Origin of the sequence: Leptolyngbya boryana PCC 6306, assembly GCF_000353285.1 — a bacterium.
GTDB lineage: Bacteria > Cyanobacteriota > Cyanobacteriia > Leptolyngbyales > Leptolyngbyaceae > Leptolyngbya > Leptolyngbya boryana.
In genome coordinates, this window is record NZ_KB731325.1 from 269,207 (window position 1) to 292,880 (window position 23,674).

The following is a 23,674-nucleotide window of genomic DNA, read 5'->3' on the forward strand; positions in this document are numbered from 1 at the left end:
GGTCAACATGCAGAGTGCAAGTATAGACAGACAGCAAGACACGATCGAGGGCTATTCCCTTTCTCCGCAGCAGAAACATCTGTGGAAGTTGCAGCAAAGGGATCAGCACCAACCTTATCGCGTCCAGGTTTCGGTGCAGATTGATGGAGCCTTCGATCGCGAGAGACTCAAATTGGCGTTGCAGAACGTAGTCGATCGTCACGAAATTCTCCGAACTACATTCAAATGCTTACCCGGACTTACGCTCCCGCTTCAAGTGATAGGTGAGTGCGATTTTTCTTGGTACAGCGAACTGAATTTGAGCGATCGTACTGCTCAAGTGCAAGTGAGCCAAATCGAAGCTCTCTTTCAAGAATTCGGTCAACTTCCGTTTGACTTCGAGCAAGGATCGCTGTTTCGGGTTGCTTTAGTGATGCTGTCGGCTCAGAAGCACATGCTGTTGATCTGTTTACCTGCCCTCTGCGGAGATGGCGTGGCAGTCAAAAACTTAATTCGTGAGATCAGTCAGGTCTATCGTGCCTGCACCCAGAATCAGGAATTAACCGATGAGCCGTTACAGTATGCCGATATTGCAGCATGGCAAAACGAATTGTTAGACGCTGAAGAAAGCGAAACGGCAAAACGCTATTGGCGCAAGCTAGCGATCGCAGAAGCACTCACAGTCAAGTTGCCCTATGAACGCTCGACTACTAAATCCTCTACTTTTCAGCCCCATGTTTTTAGTGCCACGATCGCTTCGCCATTAGTCGCCGAGATCAATGAATTTGCGAAAACATACGAGTGTTCTACAGAAACTTTCTTACTCACCTGCTGGCAAATTCTGCTGTGGCGCTTAACGGGGCAATCTGAGGTGGTGGTGAACACCGCCTTTAGCGGACGAAAGTACGAAGAACTAGAACCCGCGATCGGCACCTTCGTGAAATATTTGCCGCTATATGGGCAACTAAGCGATCGTGCTCAATTCATAAATGTGTTACGAAAAACCGAGGAGTTGCAGCGTGAAGCCGACACTTGGCAGGAATATTTTGCTTGGGAGGAAGAAGCGCGCGATCCATCCATCTTGCCCTTTGGCTTTGACTTTGAAACGCTGGATCTCACCAGTTGCGGTTCTGAGCTTTCCTGGTCAATTGATCGATTTTCTGTGTGTGTCGATCGCTGCAAACTCAGGCTTTCTTGTATCGATCGCCATGACGGTCTAACCACAGATTTTCATTATGATGCAACTGTCCTTCAAGCTGAGGACATCCAACGCTTGGCAGAACAGTTGCAGACGCTCCTCGAAAGCGTGATTTACAACCCGCAAGCAGAAATTTGTACCTTAAATATTTTGAGCGATCGTGAACGGCATCAACTGCTCGTAGCGTTCAATCACACGCAATTCGATTATCCAAATCAATGCTTTCATCATCTGTTTGAACAACAGGTTGATCATACTCCAAACAACATTGCAGTTGTCTGTGGTGACCAGCATCTGACCTATGCTGAACTCAATGCTCGTGCCAATCAATTAGCCCATTATCTGCGATCGCTCGGTGTCAAATCTGAAACGCTTGTCGGAATCTGTGTTGAACGCTCTCTAGACATGCTGGTTGGGATTCTCGGCATTTTAAAGGCAGGGGGAGCGTATGTGCCCTTTGACCCGGCTTATCCCCAAGCGCGCATCGCCTTTATGTTAGAAGACACCCAGGCTCCTGTCGTGCTGACCCAGGCGCGACTCCTTGATCGCTTGCCTGACACTTCAGCCCAACTCGTTTGTCTCGATTCCGCTTGGGAGACGATCGAACGATCGAGTGCAGAAAACCCGCCATCCTCGCTCACACCAGACCACCTGGCTTATGTGATCTATACTTCCGGCTCGACTGGAAAACCCAAAGGAACCTTAATTCCGCATCGAGGACTCGTCAATTACTTGTGCTGGTGTACGCAAGCGTATGGGGTTGAGCAGGGGGAGGGGGCATTAGTTCATTCGTCGATCGCGTTTGATGCCACGATTACGGGGCTATTTGCGCCCTTACTGGTCGGCTCGAAAGTCGAACTACTGCCCGAAGACTTGGGAATTGAAGCGTTAGCCATTGCGCTCCAAACAAAGTCGAACTATAGCTTGATCAAAATTACCCCTGCACAACTCGAACTACTGGCACAACAGCTTCCTGCTGAAACCGCGTCGCATCGAACCCAGATGTTCGTGATTGGCGGTGAAAATCTGACGGCACAGCACATTGCTTTCTGGCAAACTGCCGCTCCTGAAACGGCTTTGGTGAATGAGTATGGTCCAACAGAAACCGTAGTCGGCTGCTGTGTCTACTGGGTTCCTTCCGATCAACCCTCGACAGGTTCCATTCCAATCGGTCGCCCCATTGCCAACACTCAGCTTTATTTGCTCGATCGCAATCTTCAACCAGTTCCCACCGGGTTTCCCGGTGAGCTATACATCAGTGGCGCAGGAGTCGCGCGGGGCTATCTCAATCGTCCTGAACTCACAGCAGAACGCTTTATTCCTAACCCCTTCTGCTCAGGTTCTCGGTTGTATAAAACCGGTGACCTGGCTCAATTTCTTCCCAACGGCACGATCGAATATTTGGGGCGTATCGATCATCAAGTCAAAATTCGCGGCTTCCGCATTGAGCTAGGCGAAATTGAAACTGTTCTGGCTCAGCATCCAGCCGTGCAGCAAGCAGTTGTCATCGATCGCGAAGATACTCCTGGAGATCAACGCCTGGTTGCCTATCTCGTTCCTGCACCTTCTGCCACGCCCAACGCCTCCATTCTCCGACCGTTTCTTCAGGAAAAACTTCCTGCCTATATGGTGCCGTCTGCGTTTGTGGTGTTAAAGAAGCTGCCGCTCACCTCTAATGGCAAAGTCGATCGCAAAGCCTTACCCGCACCCGAACAAGTCAGACCCGAGCTAGAAGCTGCCTATATTGCGCCTCGCAATTCGATCGAATCAACCCTAGCCGCAATTTGGGCGGAAGTTTTGGGACTCGAACAAATCGGTGTGTATGACGACTTCTTTGACTTGGGCGGACATTCCCTCTTGCTCACGCAAGTCACCTCTCGCATTCACAATGCTTTGGGGATCGACTTACCCATGCGTCAACTGTTTGATGCCCCCACGATCGCTGCTTTAGCCGAGGTGATTGCTGACAAACAACTAGAGCAAGCAGACCATGACCTCCTGGCTCACCTGATAGCAGACTTAGAGCAATTGCCGGAAGCTGACGTTAAAGCTGCCCTGATTGCTGAAACATCTTCCACCGGGAGCATTGACCATGAGTGATCTAAGCCAACGCCTTGCTGCCCTCTCACCAGAAAAGCGGGCATTGCTGCTGCAACGACTGCATCAGACGAGCCAGCACCCAACCCCAACTCAGATTCAACGACAGGCACGATCGACGAACACGTTCCCGCTGTCTTTTGCCCAACAGCGCTTGTGGTTTCTCAATCAGCTAGAACCCGGTAACGCTTTCTACAATATGCCTGCGGCTATTCTGCTGAAGGGACACCTGAATATTGCAGCACTCGAACACAGTTTAGACGCACTAATTCAGCGTCATGAAGCCTTACGGACAAACTTTACCACCGTAGCAGGAGATCCTGTTCAGGTAATTGCAACCGCTCGATCGCACAATTTGTCGATCGTTGATCTGCATCACTGTTCAGAACCTGAACAAACCCAGAGAGTGCAACAACTCGCTCAAGCAGAAGCCCAACTTCCCTTTGATTTAGGGAACGATTCGCTCCTGCGGGTTTGCTTACTCCAACTGAGCGAGACGCAGCACGTCCTTCTGTTCACGCTGCATCACATCATTGCCGATGCCTGGTCATTGGGTGTGTTGATCCAAGAATTTGCCCAAGCCTACAGTGCTTTTTCGACAGGCGAGTCTCTTTCACTGCCAGAACTACCGATTCAGTATGCCGATTTTGCCGTGTGGCAACGGCAGTGGCTTCAAGGCGATGTCCTAGAGACTCAACTCCACTATTGGCAACAGCAACTCCAGCACGCCCCACCTCTGCTCGAACTGCCCACGGATCGTCCCCGTCCTCCGGTGCAGACTTTTCGGGGAGCCTATCAATCTCTCATACTACCCAACGCCTTGATGGAGGAACTGAAAGCCTTCAGCCGTCGTGAGGATACAACTCTCTTTATGACGATGCTGGCAGCCTTTAAGACCTTGCTGTATCGCTATACTGGGCAAACTGATCTTCTAGTGGGTTCCCCGATCGCGAACCGCAATCGCCTGGAAGTGGAGAATATCATTGGGGTGTTCATTAACACTTTGGTTCTTCGCACTGACGTTTCAGGCAATCCCACGTTTCGAGAGCTATTGGCTCAAGTTCGCAAAACCACACTCGACGCATACGCGCATCAAGACTTGCCATTTGAAAGACTGGTTGAGACACTGCACCTCGAACGCAACTTGAGCTATAACCCAGTCTTTCAGGTAATGTTCCAGCTTCAGAACGCACCGATGGCTGACCTGGAACTCCCCGGTTTAACGCTGAGTAACCTAGAAACTGCTGGAGAAACTACTCAGTTCGATCTGAGCCTCAACATGGCAGAAACCGAAGCAGGGTTGCAAGCCCTGATCGAGTACAGCACAGATTTATTTGATGATGAGACGATCGCTCGAATGTTAGGACACTTCCAAACCTTACTAGAAGGAATTGTCGCCCATGAGAACGATCGTCTCTCAAATTTACCTTTACTGACAAAGGCAGAACAGCACCAATTCCAGGAATGGAACCAGACTCAAGTTGAATTTGCCCAAGTCCCCATTCACCAGTTATTTGAGGCACAGGTCAAACGAACCCCGGACGCGATCGCTGCTGTATTCGAGCAGGAACACCTGACTTATCAAGCCCTGAACGATCGAGCCAACCAACTGGCAAGTCATTTGCAAACGTTAGGCGTTCGTCCCAATGGGTTAGTGGGAATTTGTGTCGATCGCTCCCTAGAAATGCTGGTCGGCATTCTCGCAATTCTCAAGGCAGGTGGGGCTTATCTCCCGATCGATCCGGCATATCCGCAAGACCGTATCGCCTTCATGCTAGAGGATGCAGACGTTGAGATTTTGCTGACTCAATCGCATCTCTCCCCTCCGCTTACCCAATCTAATCCAAAAGTTCTCTACCTCGATTCTGATTGGACAACGCTCTCCCCCGGTTCCCCGCTCCCCTGTTCTCCCGACCACCTCGCCTATGTGATCTACACCTCTGGCTCTACGGGCAAGCCCAAGGGAGTGCAAATCGAACACCATTCGCTGTCCAACTTTATCCAATCACTTCAGCAACACCTCAACCTCACCTCCCAAGATTTTTTCTTCTCGGTTACGACCATCACCTTTGACATTGCCGCGCTAGAACTCTTTCTGCCATTGACAGTGGGTGCCCGTGTCGTGATTGCCAGTCGCGCAGTCGCCTGTGATGGGGTGCGGTTATCTGAAGCGTTAGTCCAATCCGGCACCACGATCATGCAAGCAACGCCTGCGACTTGGCGGCTTCTACTGGCATCAGGATGGCAGGGTAACGCACAACTGAAAGTGCTTTGTGGTGGAGAGGCACTGCAAGCGGATCTGGCAAGTCAGTTACGGTCTAAGTGTGCTGCCCTCTGGAATCTGTATGGTCCTACCGAAACCACCATCTGGTCTACGATTCATGCGGTTGAATCTGACAACGAACCCGTTCCCATCGGATGCCCGATCGCCAATACCGAGATTTACGTGTTGGATCGCGATCGACAACTTGTTCCAGTCGGGGTCACGGGTGAACTCTACATCGGAGGTGCAGGGTTAGCCAGAGGCTATCTCAATCGTCCAGAATTAACCGCAGATCGGTTTCTCCAGCTTGAACTGCCAGAGCAGCAGCAAACACGACTCTATCGAACTGGAGATCTCGCCCGCTACCGCTCGGATGGCACGATCGAGTGTTTGGGACGCATCGACCATCAGGTAAAAGTTCGGGGCTTCCGCATCGAACTCGGTGAGATTGAATCCGTATTGTGTCAACATCCCACCGTACAGCAGGCAGCCGTTACCGTCAGAGAAACCGAATTCGGCGATCAACGCATCATTGCTTACGTTGTCCCTGTCTCCGCGTCTCATTCTGAATGGCGCAGCTTTCTCAACACAAAGCTCCCTGACTACATGGTGCCTGCTGCTTTTGTACGGCTAGAAGCATTACCTTTAACCCCAAACGGCAAAGTCGATCGCAAAGCACTTCCTGCACCGAGTGAGATTCCATCTGAGCTAGACCCAACACTTGAAGCCGCACAGACACCCGTTGAAGAAATGCTAGCTTCTCTGTGGTCGCAGATTCTCGGAGCCGAGATAGGCATTCACGATGACTTCTTCGCCTTTGGTGGACACTCCCTCTTAGCCACACAACTCATGTCACGCGTGCGGGATGTGTTCAATGTGGAGTTGCCGTTGCGTGTGCTGTTTGAAACTCCTACGATCGCGCGATTGGCACCGCAGATCGAGAAGGCAATGAAAACCAGACAACAGCTTGCCATTCCGCCTCTGCAACCCGTCGATCGTACTCAAGCATTGCCTCTATCCTTTGCCCAACAACGGCTGTGGTTTCTCAGTCAGCTTGCACCCGATAGCGCACTCTATAACTTTTCTGCTCACGTTCGCTTAGCCGGAACGCTCAATATATCTGCACTAGAGCAAAGTGTGAACGAAGTCGTGCGACGCCATGAAGCCCTGCGAACTGCCTTTGCTGTCGTAGAAGGACAACCCATCCAGATCATTGCTCCGACTTTGACCCTGCCCGTCCCGGTTGTAGACCTGCGATCTCTCTCCCCTGCCGAGCAGCAGACGGCTGTCCAACACCTAGTTGATGAGGAAGACCGTAAGCCCTTTGATCTAACCTGTTGTCCACTACTGCGGGTAACAGTGCTCCGGTTGAATGCAACAGAGCATGTCTTGCTATTGACCATGCACCACATCATTTCGGATGGTTGGTCTATGGGAGTGCTACTGCGTGAATTAATGGCATTGTACGAAGCGTTTTGTACAGGTCAGCCTTCTCCCCTGCCTGCGTTACCGATCCAATACGCTGACTTTGCTGTGTGGCAGCGACAATGGTTGCAGGGAGACGTGCTAGACCAGCAGCTTCACTACTGGAAACAGCAGCTTTTAGGGGGCAATTTGCCGCCGTTGAAGTTACCGACGAAGCCATCCCAACCTAAAAGCCAGAATTACCAGGGCAAAAGCCATACCAGTGAACTCTCGGTCGATCTCTCTAGACAGCTTCAATCCCTCAGTCGTCAAGAGAATGTCACTCTATTCATGACGCTGCTGGCAGCTTTGCAAACGTTGCTGCATCGCTACACCCATCAGGATGACATTGTGGTGGGCACCGACATTGCTAATCGCACCCATAGCGAAACAGAATCGCTCATCGGTTTCTTCGTCAATCTCTTGGTGCTGCGATCAGATATGCGCGGCAATCCTAGCTTTCGGGAACTGCTGCAACAAGTCCGGGAAGTCACACTCAACGCCTATGCTCATCAAGACCTACCTTTTGACAAACTGGTCGAAGAATTGCAACCAGAGCGCAACTTACATCAGACTCCGCTCTTTCAGGTGTTGTTCGTGTTGCAAAATACGCCCGTTCCGACGATCGAGCTAACGGATCTGACGCTGCATCCTCTCGACACCCAAGAGAACGACTTATCGAAATTTGATTTAGCCCTCTTTGTGACAGAGACGGAACCCGCCATTCAAATAGCCTGGAAGTTCAACGTCGATCGCTTTGACCCTGACACGATCGCTCAGATGGCAAATCACTTCACTGCTTTACTTGCCAGTATTGTCGCTGCACCCGAAGCACGACTTAGCACATTGAGTCTGCAAACCGCAGCCGAACCCAAACCACTTCATCAACCCCGCGATCGCAAAAACATGAGTTTCAGTAAATTTAAATCCATTCAACCAAAAGCCATTAGCGTACCCGAAACGGGACTCGTGACCACAAGCTATCTCCAGCCTGGAGAACCCCTACCCCTCGTTGTACAGCCTAATCTAGAAGATATCGATCTAATTGGTTGGGCAAAGAACAACCGGGGCTTGCTTGAAACGGAGTTATTAAAGCATGGTGCAATTCTCTTTCGCGGATTCAATGCGGCTTCAGTCCCAGAGTTTGAGCGGTTTGCCCAAACGATTTGCCCAGCGCTATTTGGGGAATACGGCGACTTGCCCCGCGAAGAGGTTAGCCAAAACGTCTACACCTCTACTCCCTATCCGGCTGATAAAGCCATTTTGTTCCACAACGAAAGTTCGCATCTGCACTGCTACCCAATGAAGATCTGGTTTTTCTGTGTGCAGCCTGCCCAATCGGGGGGTGAAACGCCGATCGTAGATTGCCGAAAAGTTTATCAACTGCTCGATCCCAAGTTACAAGAACACTTTGCCCAAAAGCAACTGATGTACGTGCGGAACTATACCGATGGACTCGATGTTAGTTGGAGCCGATTCTTCCACACCACGGATCGATCCGTTGTAGAATCTTACTGCCACAATCATGGCATCGAGTTTGAGTGGAAAGCTAACAATGGCTTGAGAACTCGCGAAATTCGTCCAGCAGTCGCAACGCATCCCAAAACTGGGGAAACGGTCTTCTTCAATCAAATTCAACTGCATCACTTGTCTTGTCTCGATCTCAGTGTCCAAGAGTCTCTGCTTTCCCTGTTTGGTGAGGAAAACTTGCCGCGTCAGGTCTACTATGGGGACGGAACACCAATTGAAGACTCAGTCGTTGAAGAAGTTTGTGAGGCGTATCGGCAAGCCACCGTTCAATTCCCTTGGCAGAAAGGTGACATCCTGATGCTAGATAACATGCTGAGCGCTCATGGGCGTAATCCTTATGGGGGTGCCCGCAAGATTGTGGTGGCAATGGGAGAACTCGTTAGTCCCGCAGAGACAGCAAGATTGGAGGCAGGCAATGCAGTTGCAAGATAGAGTGATTCAGGGATTTCGACTTTCTCCACAGCAAAAACGGCTTTGGGAAGTGCAACAAGAGAACGGCATCTATCGCGTTCAATGCACTGTGCGGATTGACGGTGATCTGAATTTAGGAGTGCTGAAATCTGCCCTTCAACAAATCATCGATCGCCACGAAATTCTGCGGACTGATTTTGTCCGTCCGGGTGGGCTAAAAACTCCCATTCAGGTCATTGCAGAAAGTGGTCAACTCGTATGGCACAAGATCGATTTGCGAGGCGGATCTGTCCAGCAACAACAGACCCACATCAATGCTTTATTTGAGCAAGATCGATGCCAAGCATTTGATGTGGAGCATGGATCAGGGCTGCGATCTACCTTGTTAACCCTGTCAGCCCAACAACATATTTTGTTGCTCAGTTTGCCTGCTTTGTGCGCTGATGCCAGAACACTGAAAAATCTCGTTCAAGAGGTGGGTCAGTCTTATCAGGCTTGCCTTCGGGGTGAAACACTTGATGACGAAATTGTGCAATATACGCAGTTCTCAGAATGGCAAAATCAATTCCTAGAAGATGAGGATGCCCACATCGGTCACACCTACTGGCAGCAACAAGACTTCTCAAGAATTACCACTCTAAAGTTGCCCTTTAAAGCAAAATCCATTCGTTCCGCTCCCTTTGATGTTCGCGCTTTGGAGCAGCAGATCGCACCGGAAACGATCGCTAAAATCAACGCACTCACCCAACAGCACAACACGACCCCAGCCACATTTTTTCTTGCTTGCTGGATGATTCTGCTCTGGCGCTTCACTCAACAAGGCGAGATCATCGTCGGTACTGCCTGTGAGGGTCGCAATGATGAGGAACTAGAAACTGCGATCGGTCTATTTGCCAAATATCTACCGCTGCGGTGCTGCCTGCAAGAACAGGAGACATTTGATCAACTGCTACGATCGATTGATCAAACAGTTCAGAATCATTTGCAATGGCAGGATTACTTTACTGGGAACCATTTAGAGCAACAATCTGAACGTGGATGGAAAGCACTTCCATTTTGTTTCGATTTTGATGATCAACCTGCGGTATACGCTGCTGACGGATTAGTGTTTACGCTTGAACGGCACTCTCCTTACACAGAACGCTTCAAGCTCAACCTCTCCTGCACTCAAACCGCAGAGGCTTTGTTCACCCGATTTCACTATGACGCGACTCTGTTTAGTGATGAAGACATTCAGCAATTAGGGGAACATTGGCAGGTGTTAATTGAGGGAATTGTTGCAAATCCCCAAAAAACGATCGCTCAACTCCCCATTCTCAGCGATCGACAGCGCCATCAACTGCTTGTTGAATTTAACAATACCCAAACTCCTGTCTCAAAGTTCTGCATGCATAAGCGATTTGAGGCACAAGTCGATCGCACTCCGAATCAGATTGCTGTCATCTTTGAAGACCAACAACTGACCTACGCCGAACTGAATACTCGCGCCGCTCAACTTGCTTGCGATTTACAAGCATTAGGAGTTAAGCCCGAAGTCCGGGTTGGAATTTGCTTGGAGCGATCGTGTGATTTCATCATTGCGATGCTTGCCGTTCTTAAAGCAGGAGGAGCCTATGTGCCCCTCGATCCTGCTTTTCCTCGCGAGCGCTTAGCCTTCATGATGCAAGATGCCCAGATCTCAGTGCTGCTGACTCAAACGCTTCTGCTCAAGTCAATTCCTGACATCACGGCTCCAGTGATCTGCTTAGACAATCGACCCGATTTCTCAGATTCGCCCCTACTCTCCCACCGTCCTACTCCCTCCAACTTGGCTTATGTGATCTATACCTCTGGTTCCACAGGTAAGCCCAAAGGCGTGGCAGTGGAACATCAGCAACTTTGCAATTATGTGCAGGGCATTCTGGAACGCTTGAACCTGCCCGAAGGATCTAGCTTTGCTACGGTGTCTACGATCGCGGCTGATTTGGGAAACACAGCAATTTTCTCGGCTCTTTGCACCGGGGGCTGTCTTCACATCATTTCTGCCGATCGCGCCACAACTCCGCAAGCTTTCGCAGACTATTGCCGCTACCATGCGATCGATTGCCTCAAAATCGTGCCCTCTCACCTGGAGGCGTTGCTCGCTAGTGGAAATGCTGATATTTTGCCTCGTCAACGGTTAATTTTGGGTGGGGAAGCTTGCAACTGGAGTTTAATTGAAACGATCCAGCAGCTAGCTCCTAACTGTGTCATTCTGAATCACTACGGACCCACAGAAACAACGATCGGTGTACTGACCTATCAAGTGGAAGACCTTCCTACTCATGCAAGAACGAACTCTGTTTTGCTGGGTCGCCCGATCGCGAACACACAGGCTTATGTCCTCGATCAACAGTTGCAGCCTGTCCCGATCGGCATTCCTGGTGAACTCTATATCAGTGGTGACAACCTAGCACGAGGTTATCTGAACCAGCCCCAATTAACCGCAGAACGCTTTATCCATCACCCATTTAGTCAGGACGGACGATTGTACAAAACAGGTGATTTAGTACGATACCGAACGGATGGAAACCTTGAGTTTTTAGGGCGAATGGATGATCAGGTTAAAATTCGAGGGTTTCGAGTTGAATTAGGCGAAATCGAGACAGCCTTATGCCAGCATCCCGATATTCAACAAGCGATCGTTCTACTTCGCTCCGATGTGGCAGGCAACCCGCGCCTAATTGCCTATGTCATTTCCCATTCTCAGGCAACCTCTACCACCCATGACTGGCGCAATTTCTTGAAAGCCCAAATGCCCGAATATATGCTGCCCTCAGCCTTTATTCGGTTAAAAACCCTTCCGCTCACGCCGAACGGTAAAATCGATAAGCAAGCCTTACCCATTCCCGATCTGTTCAAATCAGATCAGGAAACGACCTTTGTGCCACCCCGCGAAGCGTTAGAACTGCAACTCACCCAAATTTGGGAAGACCTGCTGAATGTGCGACCCATCAGTGTGACGGATAATTTCTTCGATCTAGGGGGACATTCACTTTTAGCAGTTCGGCTCATTGCTCAAATTGAAAAACAGTTCCAGCACAAATTGCCGTTGTCGAGCTTTCTTCAAGCTGCAACGATCGAGCATCTTGCAGGAATTCTCCGACAACAACCGCAAGCCTGGGAGCGATCGCCTCTGATTAAAATTCAATCGCACGGAACAAACTCGCCCTTGTTTTTCATGCACCCGATCGGAGGCAATGTGATTTGCTATGCCAGTCTGGCAAGCCATCTCGGTTCTGAGCAACCGTTTTATGGGGTTGAAGCGCCTGGTTTATATGGTGAGGAAGTTCCTCTAGAATCCGTTGAAGCGTTAGCAGCCCACTACATTCAAGCGTTAAAAACCATTCAACCTCAAGGACCGTACTATTTGGGGGGCTGGTCAATGGGCGGAATCGTGGCATTTGAAATGGCACAACAATTGCAACAACAAGGTGAAGCGATCGCGCTACTTGCCCTATTAGATAGCACCCCACCGCTCTCAAACACCCCATCTCCAACAGACAATACTAACTCTCTGGAAGATGCGAGACTGTTAGCTGATCTAGCAGAATCCACTGCACACTTTTTTGGTAAACAGTTGTCGATTTCACCCACTGAACTCCAATCGCTAGACCCTGAGCAGCAGTTGAATTATGTTTTAGAGGTGATGAAGGCTGCAAATTTTGTTCCTCCAGATATTCAGCCAAGTCAAATTCAGGCATTTCTTCAGGTGTATAAGAGCAATGCTCGCGCCCTAATGCGATACGTGCCGAAGCGTTATTCCGGTCAAATCACCCTCTTTCGATCCAGTCAGCCACTCCCAGAGCATCAAACCATTTCTGACACGATTTCCAGTTGGGCTTCGCTGTCAACTCAACCGATCGACATTCACACTGTTCCTGGAGACCATACCACGATGCTTGCTGAACCCAACGTTCAGGTTTTAGCAGCACAGATCAAAGATTGCTTGAAACGCACCGCCTAATTTGCACTAACCATTAAAGTGATGCACAGTAACTGGATCATCCGCTCAAAGCCCAATCCTCAAGCTCGACTGCGATTGTTCTGCTTTCCCTATGCCGGGGGTAGCGCGTCCATCTTCCGCTCGTGGTCGGATCAATTACCACAAAACATCGAAGTGTGTGCTGTCGAACTTCCAGGACGGGGCACACTGATGCGCTTAGCACCTTACACCCAGTTAAAACCATTAGTCGAAGCGATCGCACAATCGCTGTTACCCAATTTGAATCAACCTTTTGCGCTATTTGGTCATAGCATGGGCGCATTGATTAGCTTTGAACTGGCGCGTTTCCTGCGTCAAGCGTATGGATTAACTCCCCGTCATCTGTTTGTCTCTGGTCGTGCTGCTCCTTACATTCCCGATCGAGATCCACCCATCTATACCTTGCCTGACGCTGCCTTCATTCAGGAGCTACGTCGGCTGAACGGCACCCCTGAAGCGGTCTTGCAAAACCAGGAACTCATGCAACTGCTCACTCCGATTCTACGGGCAGATTTTGCCGCGATCGACACCTATCGCTATCAGCCTGAACCAGCCTTAGGGTGCCCGATCACAGCGCTCGGTGGCTTACAGGATTTAGAAGTGAGCCGAGACGATCTTGAGGCTTGGCAAACCCAAACGATCGCGCCCTTTCAGATCCAGTTATTTCTGGGGAATCACTTCTTTCTGCACTCGGCTCAATCGCTTCTATTAAAAGCGATCGCCCAACAATTACAAGCGGTTGAGCCAGCGATCGGTTAACAAAGACAACTCTTTATTCTCTAGTATTCATGCAATGAAGCATTTGCGATTGCCCAAACCACATTTTATCCGTCTAGATTCTATCTCTAGACGATTGAATCGCAACGCAGTTCGAGTGTTGCCATTACTGTTCGGTTTCATTCTGACCTTGATGTTGGGAACCTATAGTCTTGCGGCTGAACCCAAGGCGACCGAGATTCTCTGGGATACCATGGGGGTTCCTCATATCTTTGGTAAAGACGTGCCGAGTGCATTTCAAGCTTTTGGGTGGGCACAGATGCAAAGTCACGGGAACTTACTGCTGCGGCTGTATGGTCAGGCACGCGGACGATCCGCTGAGTACTGGGGCAAAGAATATCTCGAATCCGATCGCTGGGTACAAACCATGGGGATTCCCGATCGCGCTCGCCAATGGTATGAAGCCCAGAACCCCACCTTCCGTCGTGCGCTTGATGCCTTTGCGGCTGGTATCAATGCCTATGCGACTCAACACCCTGATTTGATTGGTGATGAGGTTGAGCGGGTGCTACCCATTCATGCCGTAGACGTAATAGCGCATAGTCAACGAGTTCTTCACTTTACATTTGTCGTTGATCCCCAAATGCTAGCTGGTTTGACCGACGAAGAAGTTCCAAGGGGATCAAACGCTTGGGCGATCGCACCTTCCCACTCTGAAAGTGGCAACGCTATGCTCCTTGCCAATCCTCATCTACCGTGGTCGGATCTATTTCTTTGGTACGAAGCCCAAATCACTGCTCCCGGAATTGATGCCTATGGAGCAACACTCGTCGGGATTCCTGTTTTAGCGATCGCATTTAATGATCACTTAGGCTGGACACACACGGTGAACACCCACGACGGTTGGGATACCTACGAACTGACATTAAGTCATGGAGGCTATCGGTTCGATGATAAAGTCCGTCCTTTTGAACGAGAAGAAAAAACTCTGAAAGTTAAGCAGTCAGACGGCAAATTGCGTAAAGAAAAACTGATGGTGCGGAGATCGATTCATGGCCCAGTCATCAAAGAAGAGAAGGGTAAAGCGATCGCACTGAGAGTCGTTGGACTTGATCAACCTGGCTTGCTAGAGCAGTGGTGGAACATGGCACGAGCCACCAACCTATCTCAATTTGAAACTGCTCTACGCCCATTACAACTCCCCATGTTCACCGTGATCTACGCCGATCGCGAGGGACATATCATGCACCTGTTCAATGGACAAGTTCCGGTGCGAAAACAGGGAGACTTCGCCTATTGGGAAGGCATCATTCCTGGGGATACATCTGCGACATTGTGGACAAACTATCATCGCTATGATCAATTACCACGTGTTCTAGATCCTGCTAGCGGTTGGCTGCAAAATGCTAACGATCCACCCTGGACAACGACCTTTCCTCGTGCGATCGATGCCAATGACTATCCCTCTTACATGGCTCCCCGTGGACCCATGAATTTTCGTGCCCAAAGTTCCGCTCGAATGCTCACTGAAGATAGCCGCATCTCATTTGAAGAGATGATTCAGTACAAACATTCAACTCATATGGAGCTTGCCGATCGTGTGCTAGATGACTTACTGCGTGCAGCCACAAATGATAGTAGCGAAATTGTGCGTCAAGCCATTCCAATTCTGAAAGCGTGGGATCGTAATGCCAATGCAGAGAGTCGGGGTGCGGTTCTCTTTGCCGCTTGGGTGGAAGCGATGAACCTTTCCAAAGCATTTGCAACACCCTGGAACGAAAACGCTCCTCGCACAACACCCAATGGATTGAGCAATCCAAAAAGCGCAGTTGCCGCCTTAAAAACCGCAGCTACTAAAGTGAAAACAGCGTATGGAGCACTAGATGTGCCTTGGGGAGACGTGTTCCGCTTACGTTATGGCTCGATCGATTTACCTGCTAATGGAGGTCCCGGAAAGCTCGGAATTTTCCGGGTGCTCAACTTTGTTCCGAACGACCAAGGGCAATTTGAATCGAGCGATGGTGATACCTTTACTGCTGCGATCGAATTTTCTAACCCAGTTCGGGCGATGGCACTCACAAGCTATGGCAATGCAACTCAACCCCATTCTGCTCATGTTGGCGATCAATTGAAAGCGTTCTCCCAAAAGCAACTCCGCCCAGTCTGGCGATCGCGTCAGGAAATTTTGGCTCATCTAGCTGAGCGACAAACATTTTGAAGAAATACCGCTCCCGGCTCAAATTGCTTCACTAATCATCACGTCTAGCAAATCTTGACCCTTGCAATTTGAGTCAGATTGTTTCTGAAGTTGAGCCTTTAGTCTTTGACAGTCATGCAAGCTTTCTGATAAATTCTTGATTGACTTATTTGAAAAATATTCTTAATAAGTCCCTAAAATGTGTTCGAGGGAAAAATGATGAGTGCAAAGGCTTGGTTGTGGGCAGTTGTCCCTTTTTTAGCATTATTACAAGGGGTGAAACCGGCAGATGCTCAGGTTTCGAGGCTCCCTGAAATCGAGTCTATATCAACCGCAGCAGGCACTGTAGTAGCACAGGCTCCGCCAACCGTGGAACGGGTTAATATTACTGATGTCCAAGTGAGATCGACAGAGAATGGTTTAGCCCTACAACTCACTACAGCGCCCAATGCAGCTTTGAAGCCTATCATTCAAACATCGGGGAATCGTTGGATTGCAACCTTTGAAAATGCAGCGCTGGCATTACCAAGTGGGCAATCATTTCAAGCAAACAATCCAACGGCTGAAATCTCGCAAGTACAAGTTCAACAAGTCAGTAATATACAAGTACAAGTAGAAATTATTAGCAAAAGCGAACTTCCTAATGTCGAGATCGCTCCCACTGCTGCCGGGCTGTCGCTCACGGTATTGGCGAATGGGAAAACATCATCCGATACAGCAACACGGTCTGATGCGGAATCAGAAGAAGAAGAAGTCGTCGTGACGGCAACCCGTACTGAGGAACCGTTAAAGAAAGTGCCGCGATCGATTACCATCATCAACCGCCAGCAGATTGAAGAACAATCACGCCTCACGCGAAATTTGGGAGATATTCTCGCGAATACAGTGCCAGGATTTAGCGCTCCAACTCAACGCACCAATACCTTTGGCTCAACTTTGCGAGGACGAGGCATTTCGGTCTTGATCGATGGCGTTCCTCAAAATGGAAACCTACAGTCTTTGCCCACGCAATTGACCTCGATCGATCCGAGTGCGATCGAGCGCATTGAAATCGTTCGGGGGCCAAATTCGATCTACGGAGGGCAAGCAACGGGCGGTACCATCAACATCATCACCCGCAAACCATCAAATCAATTGACCTCTACTCTTGAACTTGGAACCACCACTGCATTAACAGGCTCAGAGGACAAATTTGGGTATAACCTGCAATATCAGTTATCTGCCAAGCAAGGAGCGGTCGATCTAACTACTGGGATAGGGTTAACCACAACAGGCACATTTTATGACGCGGAAGGGGATCGAATTGCCAATAGCGTGAGTCCTGACGATACTCAGATTCTGAATGGCTTGTTGAAAGTTGGCGTAGATCTCGATCCACAACAGCGATTGCAATTTACTGCAACTCACTACAACAATCGTAGAAATAACAATTTAACAGAAGATGCAAGCATCGATGTGATACCTGGAATTCAAAAAGCACGCACATTAGCGATCGATGGGTTGCAAATTTTAGGCACAACTGAAGGCTCATATATTCGCAATACGAATGTAGCGCTCGACTATACGCACCAGAATCTTTTTGGCAGTAAAGTACAGGGGCAGGTTTACTATCGCAACAATGCGTTTCGTGGTAGTGGGATTCCCTTTGATGGTCGAGACTTTCTAGGCGTGATTGGACGAACACCCGGTGAATCCGAGCAATTCGGGACACGGCTCCAGGTCAACACACCCTTTAACCCAGACAAAACCTTACAACTCCTATGGGGAGTTGATTACAACAACGAAAAAAGTTTCCAAAACATTGAGGTTTTTGATCCAGAAGCCTTTGATGCCAGTGGTGGCAGTGTGTTTCGTAAAATTGCAGAACGAACCTTCGTTCCTCGTTATACCGTGAATGACCTGGGCTTATTTGCCCAGTTACAGTGGGATGCCAACGATCGACTCAATCTCAGTGGGGGATTACGCTACGTCAATCTTGGCTTAAAGATCGATGATTACGTCACCATTAATGATCAAGCTGTTCAAGGGGGCGATCGTCAGTTTGACACAGTAGCCTTCAATGCAGGTGCAACCTATCAACTCTCTGATCAATTGAGTGCCTTTGCGAGCTTTTCACAAGGATTTTCCGTTCCAAGCTTTGGATTTATTTTGCGAGAACCTCCAAGTGGGTTCACGCGAGTCACCGATGCAATACGGCTAACAGAACCTCAGAAAGTCAACAACTATGAAGTGGGTCTACGAGGTCGATGGTCAACTGTCCAGGCTAGTATTTCTGGGTTCTACAACACTTCAGATCTAGGGGAAGATTTTCGCTTGGTCAACAATAATCTAGAGATTGTTCGTGCACCTCAGAGAACCTATGGGGTTGAAGCGACCTTAGATTGGCAAGCAACAAAAACACTATCTTTCGGTGGAACACTGACCTGGCAAGAAGGAGAAAATGATGAGGACGAGGATGGAAATTTTCTTGCATTAAATAGCATCACCGTTCCTCCTGTAAAACTGACTGCCTATGTAGAAAATGAAACCCTTCCAGGTTGGCGAAATCGATTGCAACTGCTTTATTCGGGTAATCGCGATCGCGCGTTCCAAGATGGAGTAGATGGTGGCAAAATTAGTAGCTATGTCACGCTGGACTTTATCAGTCGCATTCAACTAGGTCAAGGTGAATTACAGATTGGGATTCAGAATCTCTTGAATACTCAATATTTCCCAGTCTATTCGCAGTACTTTGCACCCTTCTTTGACAGTGCAAATTATGCCGGACAAGGTCGCACCCTAAGCGTGACCTACCGCGTCACATTCTAATAGAACTTTCTGCTATAGCACTTCAATCAATAGTCCGGGCAGTATCGCTGCCTGCCTGCCCGGACTATTGATATACCAGAATTCAAGCATAACCCTTTTCCCAAACTCAGCAATGATAGTTGAATATACCTTTAGCATCAGTATGGAGGGGTCATGAGGAGGGTAGCTGACCACTTGCTCTCAGGATGGCAACTTGAGCGGCATAAATCTCTTTCTTATTTGTATAGCGCTTGAAACTTCTGCGATCGCGGTGTCGAGTCAATTTCATCGCTTCCCCTTCACCCAAGCCATACTTGATTAGCAAATTCGTCGCATAGGTATGCCGCCCCCGGTGCGAGTGCAAATCAATGCCCGTCTGTGTCTCAATCCATCGCATGACTTCCCGAATTCCCCAATAGGTCAATCGCTGTTTCTGACTCTTTGTTCGATTCGAGTGTGCTGCGTATTTTCACAACTTCGGGTTCTCCGCAGGTTTTGGTGAGCTAGATTAAATATGTGAAAATTCAGCATTCATTTCATTGTTCAAGTAGCCAATCTCAGTTCTCTAACCGAAAATGGATTTCTATCTTTCCTGAACCATTGCGTGTAGACAAACAAATTTGTCGTCCTACTATTCTATAAAGTAAGACGATTTCAATGCGTATTAAGATTTGCTTTACTGTTTGATAGCTCTAGCTCGTCAAGATAAATCTCCGATTGAGTAAATCAAAACTTGCCCTGCCATACATCTGCCGCTTTAGTAGTTTCAATCGGTTGATGTTCCCTTCCACAGGTCCATTGCTGATATCAGTCATGAGGCTCGCTTTTACGGCAGCATAGTCCTCTTTTAACCCTTGAGCAAATCCCTGAAACAGCTTCATTGAACTACTCATCGCTTGATCTAACCAGATATCCAATTGCTGAGGTAATCGTTCTCGCACCAGCTTTGTAAACCCTTGCGTCAAATCAATCGCTGCTGCCAATTCGGGATGTTGTGTTTTGAGGTCTGCGATCAAAACTTGCTCTACATCCGTTCGCTGATCCGCTCGACGCATCACCATCCAAGTCGCTCGACGAGCAGTCAACGGGGGGTGTTGTAGATCGCTAATTGGAAGCTGGAGTTGCACACCGAGTTGAGCACGGTGTTGCTTTTGTGTCTGCCGCAATCGATGAGTGTATCGAGCGACCGTTTGATAGCTCCCTCGATACCCTTGCTGTTGGATTTCTTCAAACAACTGTTTCGTATTGCTTTGTCCTTGATTCCATTGGTTCAGCACATAGGGTTTGTAGGCATCGAGTTGACTACGTTGAGAACGACCTCGATGTGGATGTGGTTGCCATTCAGGAAACTTGGAATGGCTCAAGTAGCGATACACCGTGCGTTTTCCCATGCCGAGATGTCGGGCGATCTCCAGGATCTCCCAGCCTTGCTGTCGTAACTGATGCACTTGCTCGTACTTTGCAAATCGGCGTTCTCGCGCCTTGGCAGAGCGCTCCTGTATAGCTAGACGAGGTACTACGGGAGCAATCATGATGGCATCGTTCACAGGAATTTGTGCGGCTTCCACAGCTTTCAATTGCTGGGTGTGCATTGCTAAGATTCGCTCTAGTACTTCTGCTAAATTTTTCAACAAATGGAAGCGATCTGCAACCTGAGTTGCATTCGGTGCGCCTCTCGTCATGCCTTGTCGATAGGTCTTTGATCGATCACGGGAGAGAACTTCCACGCCTGGATGCTCTTTTAACCATTCTGCTAAGGTGTCTGCTTCGCGATCTGGAAGCAGCACAATCGGTCGATTTGTCTCTAAGTCAACCAAAATTGTGCCGTAACGTTGTCCACGCCGGAATGCAAAATCATCTACTCCTAACGCTTTGGGCGTTTTCACCGCAGGTATCGACTGGCGAGAGATCAGCGATAGCAGAGTGTTTTGACTGACCTCACAGTGCAGTGTTTTGCTCAGTTTAGCCCCACCTTCACCGCCTGTATACAATGCGATCTCACTCAGTTGTGCTGCTAATCGCTTCGTTCGTCTTGCCCACGGAGCCATCACGCCCGCGATCCGTTCCGTGAAGATTTTGCGATCGCATCTTTCCTGATCACAGAAAAACTTGCCCACGGTCAGTTGGATTACGATTTGGTAATCTGCCCACGGTAAATCTGCCAATGTTCGTTCGTAGAGACTATGCACTCGATGAGCAACCTGATCACAAACGGGACAACGAACAATCTGCTGTACCGATTCCATCAAAACTCGAATCTGCCTCTGTTCTACATCAAGTTCGTAATTCTGTAATTGCAGGTGTTCTGGGTTAGGAAGCAATTGGGTTAAGAGTTCCACTATCTTTCCGATGCGATTCATCACCATTCTGACAAATCTTCACCAAAACCTGCGGTGAACCGAACTTCGGCAGGTCATTCTCACTCAACTTCGGCAGGTCTAGAGATAGCGTAACTGAACCAAGTCAAGATAGCAAATGTTTTTTACTAGGCAATCAGTTTGAGAAACAGTTACGCAAATATGAGATGTCTGCTAAAAGCAACACAGACATCAACTGAAAAAGGAATGATAGCAAAATTACTCTGCGTCAATGCTATCGGAATTGACATTGACTTTACTGGTGAGTTTTCGCATCGACTCGCCTTTGAGAACTAATCGGATGGAATCATGCACAATGCGGTCAAGCATGGCATCCGCCAAAGTTGGGTCTTGAATTTGCGAATGCCATTGATTGACCGGCAGTTGAGTGGCAAACAAACACGAAGCTGTGCGGTAACGAACATCGAGTAAGTCCAATAGATCGCGAGCTTGGTCAGACGACACGGCATCTCTCAACCAATCATCTAGAATGATCAATTCAAACGCCGCGATCTGTTGCTGAAATCGACGAAATGAGCCATCAGCTTTGGCAAATTTGAGTTCCATCAGCAAATCTGCACACTTGAAGTAGCGCACGGAATGTCCCAAAGTACAGAACTGATCTGCCAGTACCGACGAGAGAAAGGTTTTGCCCACTCCCGTCGCTCCGACAATAATCAGATTGAGATGGTCTTGCACCCATTTACCACCTGCTAGCTCCAAGAATTTCGTCTTCGACAACCCGCGTGGAACCGTAAAATCAATATCACTGAGATGAGCCGTCGTTGAGAGTTGAGCTTGCCTTAATCGGCGTTGGAGGCGCATCTGTGAACGATGCAGTTGTTCACGTTCCAGCAGCAATGTGAATCGGTCTTCAAAACTCAAATCATGATAGGTCGGACTGTTGCGTTGCTCCATCCAAGCATCGAGCATTCCCACCAGTCGCATCGCTTTCAATTGTTCGGTAACAGAAGAGGTCATAGGTCTAGGTTGAGATTAATGATAGTACTGAGCGCCGCGCAGGTTGGGGTGTTCAATCGCAGAAGTCGCAACGGGTTCAGCTTCAACGGTTGCCGTATCAAGGCGCGTGGCTAAAATCGAGCGTAATCGTCGCAAACCCACCATGCCAAAGGCATTCGCTCGCCGACAAGCCGCTTCGAGTCGTTGGGTTCCATGAGTGGTTGCCAGTCGTTGAATGCCTCGAATTGACCGAAAGGCTTGTTCTTCATGCGCTTTGGTGTTGAAGATTGCTTCAACTTGAGCACGAGTGTGACTGCCAATCTGGTCTGCCCAAGCGAGAAAGCGCTCTTTCGATTGACGCTTATATTCCCAATGTTCTGGGGGCATATGCTCAGCGACGGTAGAATGTCGATACTGCACTCGTGAGCGTTCATGCACCGCAATGCGCTGATGGTCGTGAAAGACTTCAATCAAATGCTCAGCGATCTTCACTTGGACTTCGCGTTGCACATACCAGTAAGGTACGGAATAGTAGTGCTTTTCCACTTCCAGGTGATAATCCAAATTCACCTTTGCCGTTCTCCAGCGTGCAAACGTAAAGGGGTGACTGGGCAAGGCTTTGAGGGCTGGCTTGTCTACCTGCTCAAATAACACCTGACGGGAGACTCCATACCCGCTCATGACGCGATCATTTAAATGCTGCAAGGGCACCAGAATCGCTGCGTTCAAGTCAGTAAAATTGGTAAATCGCTCGTGTCGTAAGGGGGCAAGGATTTGTCGCTCGACTTCTTGCACCGCTTTTTCGACTTTCGCTTTGTCTTTTGGTTTGTTGGGACGAGCGGGTAAGATGACCACATTGAAGTGTCGAGCGAACTCTTCGTAACTGCGGTTGATCCCTGGTTCATAGCGACACGGGTCGGTCACCCCGGATTTGAGATTGTCCGGTACAATGCATTCGGGCACACCCCCAAAAAACGGCAAGGCGCGTTGATGCGCGCCAATCCAATGCGGTAATTCTTGACTCGGTGTGGCTTCTGCATAGGTGTAGTTGGAAGCCCCAAAACATGCCACAAAGATTTGTGCTTGGGTGACGGTCTGAGTCTCTGGATGCATCACTTCAACCGTTGGTCCGCAATAGTCTACGAATAGCTTCTCACCTGCCTTGTAGACCTGTCGCATCGTCAGTTGGTGACGCACTTTCCACTTGTTGTAGCGACGACAAAAGGTTCCATAGCTACAGTCCCATTGCTGCTTATCGATACCCTCCTGCCACAATAATGCCAAGGTTACACCTTTACGTTGCAGTTCTATCTCTAGTGTCGTAAAATCGATTGTCTCTAGTTTCTCTTTAACTGCTCTTTTTCCTTTTCCTAATTGTGCCTTCGCTTCACTGTCACTCAGTTGTTGAATCTGTTCATAACTCAATCCTTTTGCAGTCGCTCGACGAATGTAATCTTGTACCGTTGACCGTGCAACCGCACAACTTTGTGCAATCGAGCATTGGCTGTGTCCTAACTCATGCAACCGCATAATTTCTCGAAATTTGTCCATCGACAGTCCCGCTCCTTGTCCGGTTCGTTTGCTCACGTCTTCTACACCCTTCAGTCAATTGCGACCGCAGTGTAGAGCCATGTGCCGAAGTTGGCTGAGAATGACCTGCCGAAGTTGAGTGAGAATCGGGTGCCGAAGTTACATGAGAATCACCTGCCGA

At 49.0% G+C, this 23,674-nt stretch carries 10 protein-coding genes; 6 read left to right on the top strand and 4 right to left on the bottom strand.

Going from position 1 to position 23,674, the window contains the following annotated elements; all coding sequences use genetic code 11:
• Window positions 1-7: 7 nt before the first annotated feature.
• From LEPBO_RS0132105 to LEPBO_RS0132130, 6 genes are all read left to right on the top strand, one after another.
• Window positions 8-3,277, top strand: coding sequence for a non-ribosomal peptide synthetase (locus LEPBO_RS0132105; RefSeq protein ID WP_017291701.1), 3,270 nt, complete (start codon window positions 8-10; stop codon window positions 3,275-3,277).
• Entirely contained in the window at window positions 3,270-8,963 is a 5,694-nt protein-coding gene (locus LEPBO_RS39070) for a non-ribosomal peptide synthetase (RefSeq protein ID WP_017291702.1), read from the top strand. Before LEPBO_RS0132105 ends, LEPBO_RS39070 begins: the two co-directional genes overlap by 8 nt.
• Window positions 8,947-12,927: a non-ribosomal peptide synthetase gene (locus tag LEPBO_RS0132115; RefSeq protein ID WP_017291703.1), complete on the top strand. Its 3,981-nt coding sequence runs from the start codon at window positions 8,947-8,949 to the stop codon at window positions 12,925-12,927. The genes LEPBO_RS39070 and LEPBO_RS0132115 overlap by 17 nt, the downstream gene beginning before the upstream one ends.
• Before the next feature lie 21 nt (window positions 12,928-12,948).
• Window positions 12,949-13,704, top strand: coding sequence for a thioesterase II family protein (locus tag LEPBO_RS0132120; protein ID WP_017291704.1), 756 nt, complete (start codon window positions 12,949-12,951; stop codon window positions 13,702-13,704).
• Window positions 13,705-13,738: 34 nt separating this feature from the next.
• The gene (locus LEPBO_RS0132125) at window positions 13,739-15,880 is read left to right on the top strand and encodes an acylase (RefSeq protein ID WP_017291705.1); all 2,142 of its coding nucleotides are present in this window, start codon (window positions 13,739-13,741) and stop codon (window positions 15,878-15,880) included.
• 195 nt (window positions 15,881-16,075) lie between these two features.
• Window positions 16,076-18,667 (top strand): TonB-dependent receptor domain-containing protein, encoded by a 2,592-nt coding sequence (locus LEPBO_RS0132130; protein WP_017291706.1) that lies wholly within the window; start codon window positions 16,076-16,078, stop codon window positions 18,665-18,667.
• A gap of 151 nt (window positions 18,668-18,818) precedes the next feature.
• Here the strand turns inward: LEPBO_RS0132130 and LEPBO_RS0132135 are convergent, their stop codons facing one another.
• From LEPBO_RS0132135 to istA, 4 genes are all read right to left on the bottom strand, one after another.
• Entirely contained in the window at window positions 18,819-19,070 is a 252-nt protein-coding gene (locus tag LEPBO_RS0132135; protein ID WP_071596260.1) for a site-specific integrase, read from the bottom strand.
• A gap of 268 nt (window positions 19,071-19,338) precedes the next feature.
• A complete protein-coding gene (locus LEPBO_RS0132140) occupies window positions 19,339-20,985 on the bottom strand; it encodes an ISL3 family transposase (RefSeq protein WP_026149073.1) in 1,647 nt (548 codons plus the stop codon).
• Window positions 20,986-21,222: 237 nt separating this feature from the next.
• Window positions 21,223-21,984 carry an IS21-like element helper ATPase IstB gene (gene istB, locus LEPBO_RS0132145; protein WP_017291710.1) on the bottom strand — a complete coding sequence of 254 codons (762 nt, stop codon included), beginning with the start codon at window positions 21,982-21,984 and terminating at the stop codon, window positions 21,223-21,225.
• A gap of 15 nt (window positions 21,985-21,999) precedes the next feature.
• Window positions 22,000-23,550 carry an IS21 family transposase gene (gene istA, locus LEPBO_RS0132150; protein ID WP_017291711.1) on the bottom strand — a complete coding sequence of 517 codons (1,551 nt, stop codon included), beginning with the start codon at window positions 23,548-23,550 and terminating at the stop codon, window positions 22,000-22,002.
• Window positions 23,551-23,674 lie beyond the last annotated feature (124 nt).

What these genes read in the sequence shown, in the direction of transcription:
- istB (WP_017291710.1), bottom strand. Translation starts at nt 21,984, where the DNA reads ATGACCTCTTCTGTTACCGAACAATTGAAAGCGATGCGACTGGTGGGA.
- LEPBO_RS39070 (WP_017291702.1), top strand. Translation starts at nt 3,270, where the DNA reads ATGAGTGATCTAAGCCAACGCCTTGCTGCCCTCTCACCAGAAAAGCGG.
- LEPBO_RS0132120 (WP_017291704.1), top strand. Translation starts at nt 12,949, where the DNA reads ATGCACAGTAACTGGATCATCCGCTCAAAGCCCAATCCTCAAGCTCGA.
- LEPBO_RS0132115 (WP_017291703.1), top strand. Translation starts at nt 8,947, where the DNA reads ATGCAGTTGCAAGATAGAGTGATTCAGGGATTTCGACTTTCTCCACAG.
- LEPBO_RS0132130 (WP_017291706.1), top strand. Translation starts at nt 16,076, where the DNA reads ATGATGAGTGCAAAGGCTTGGTTGTGGGCAGTTGTCCCTTTTTTAGCA.
- LEPBO_RS0132105 (WP_017291701.1), top strand. Translation starts at nt 8, where the DNA reads ATGCAGAGTGCAAGTATAGACAGACAGCAAGACACGATCGAGGGCTAT.
- LEPBO_RS0132125 (WP_017291705.1), top strand. Translation starts at nt 13,739, where the DNA reads ATGAAGCATTTGCGATTGCCCAAACCACATTTTATCCGTCTAGATTCT.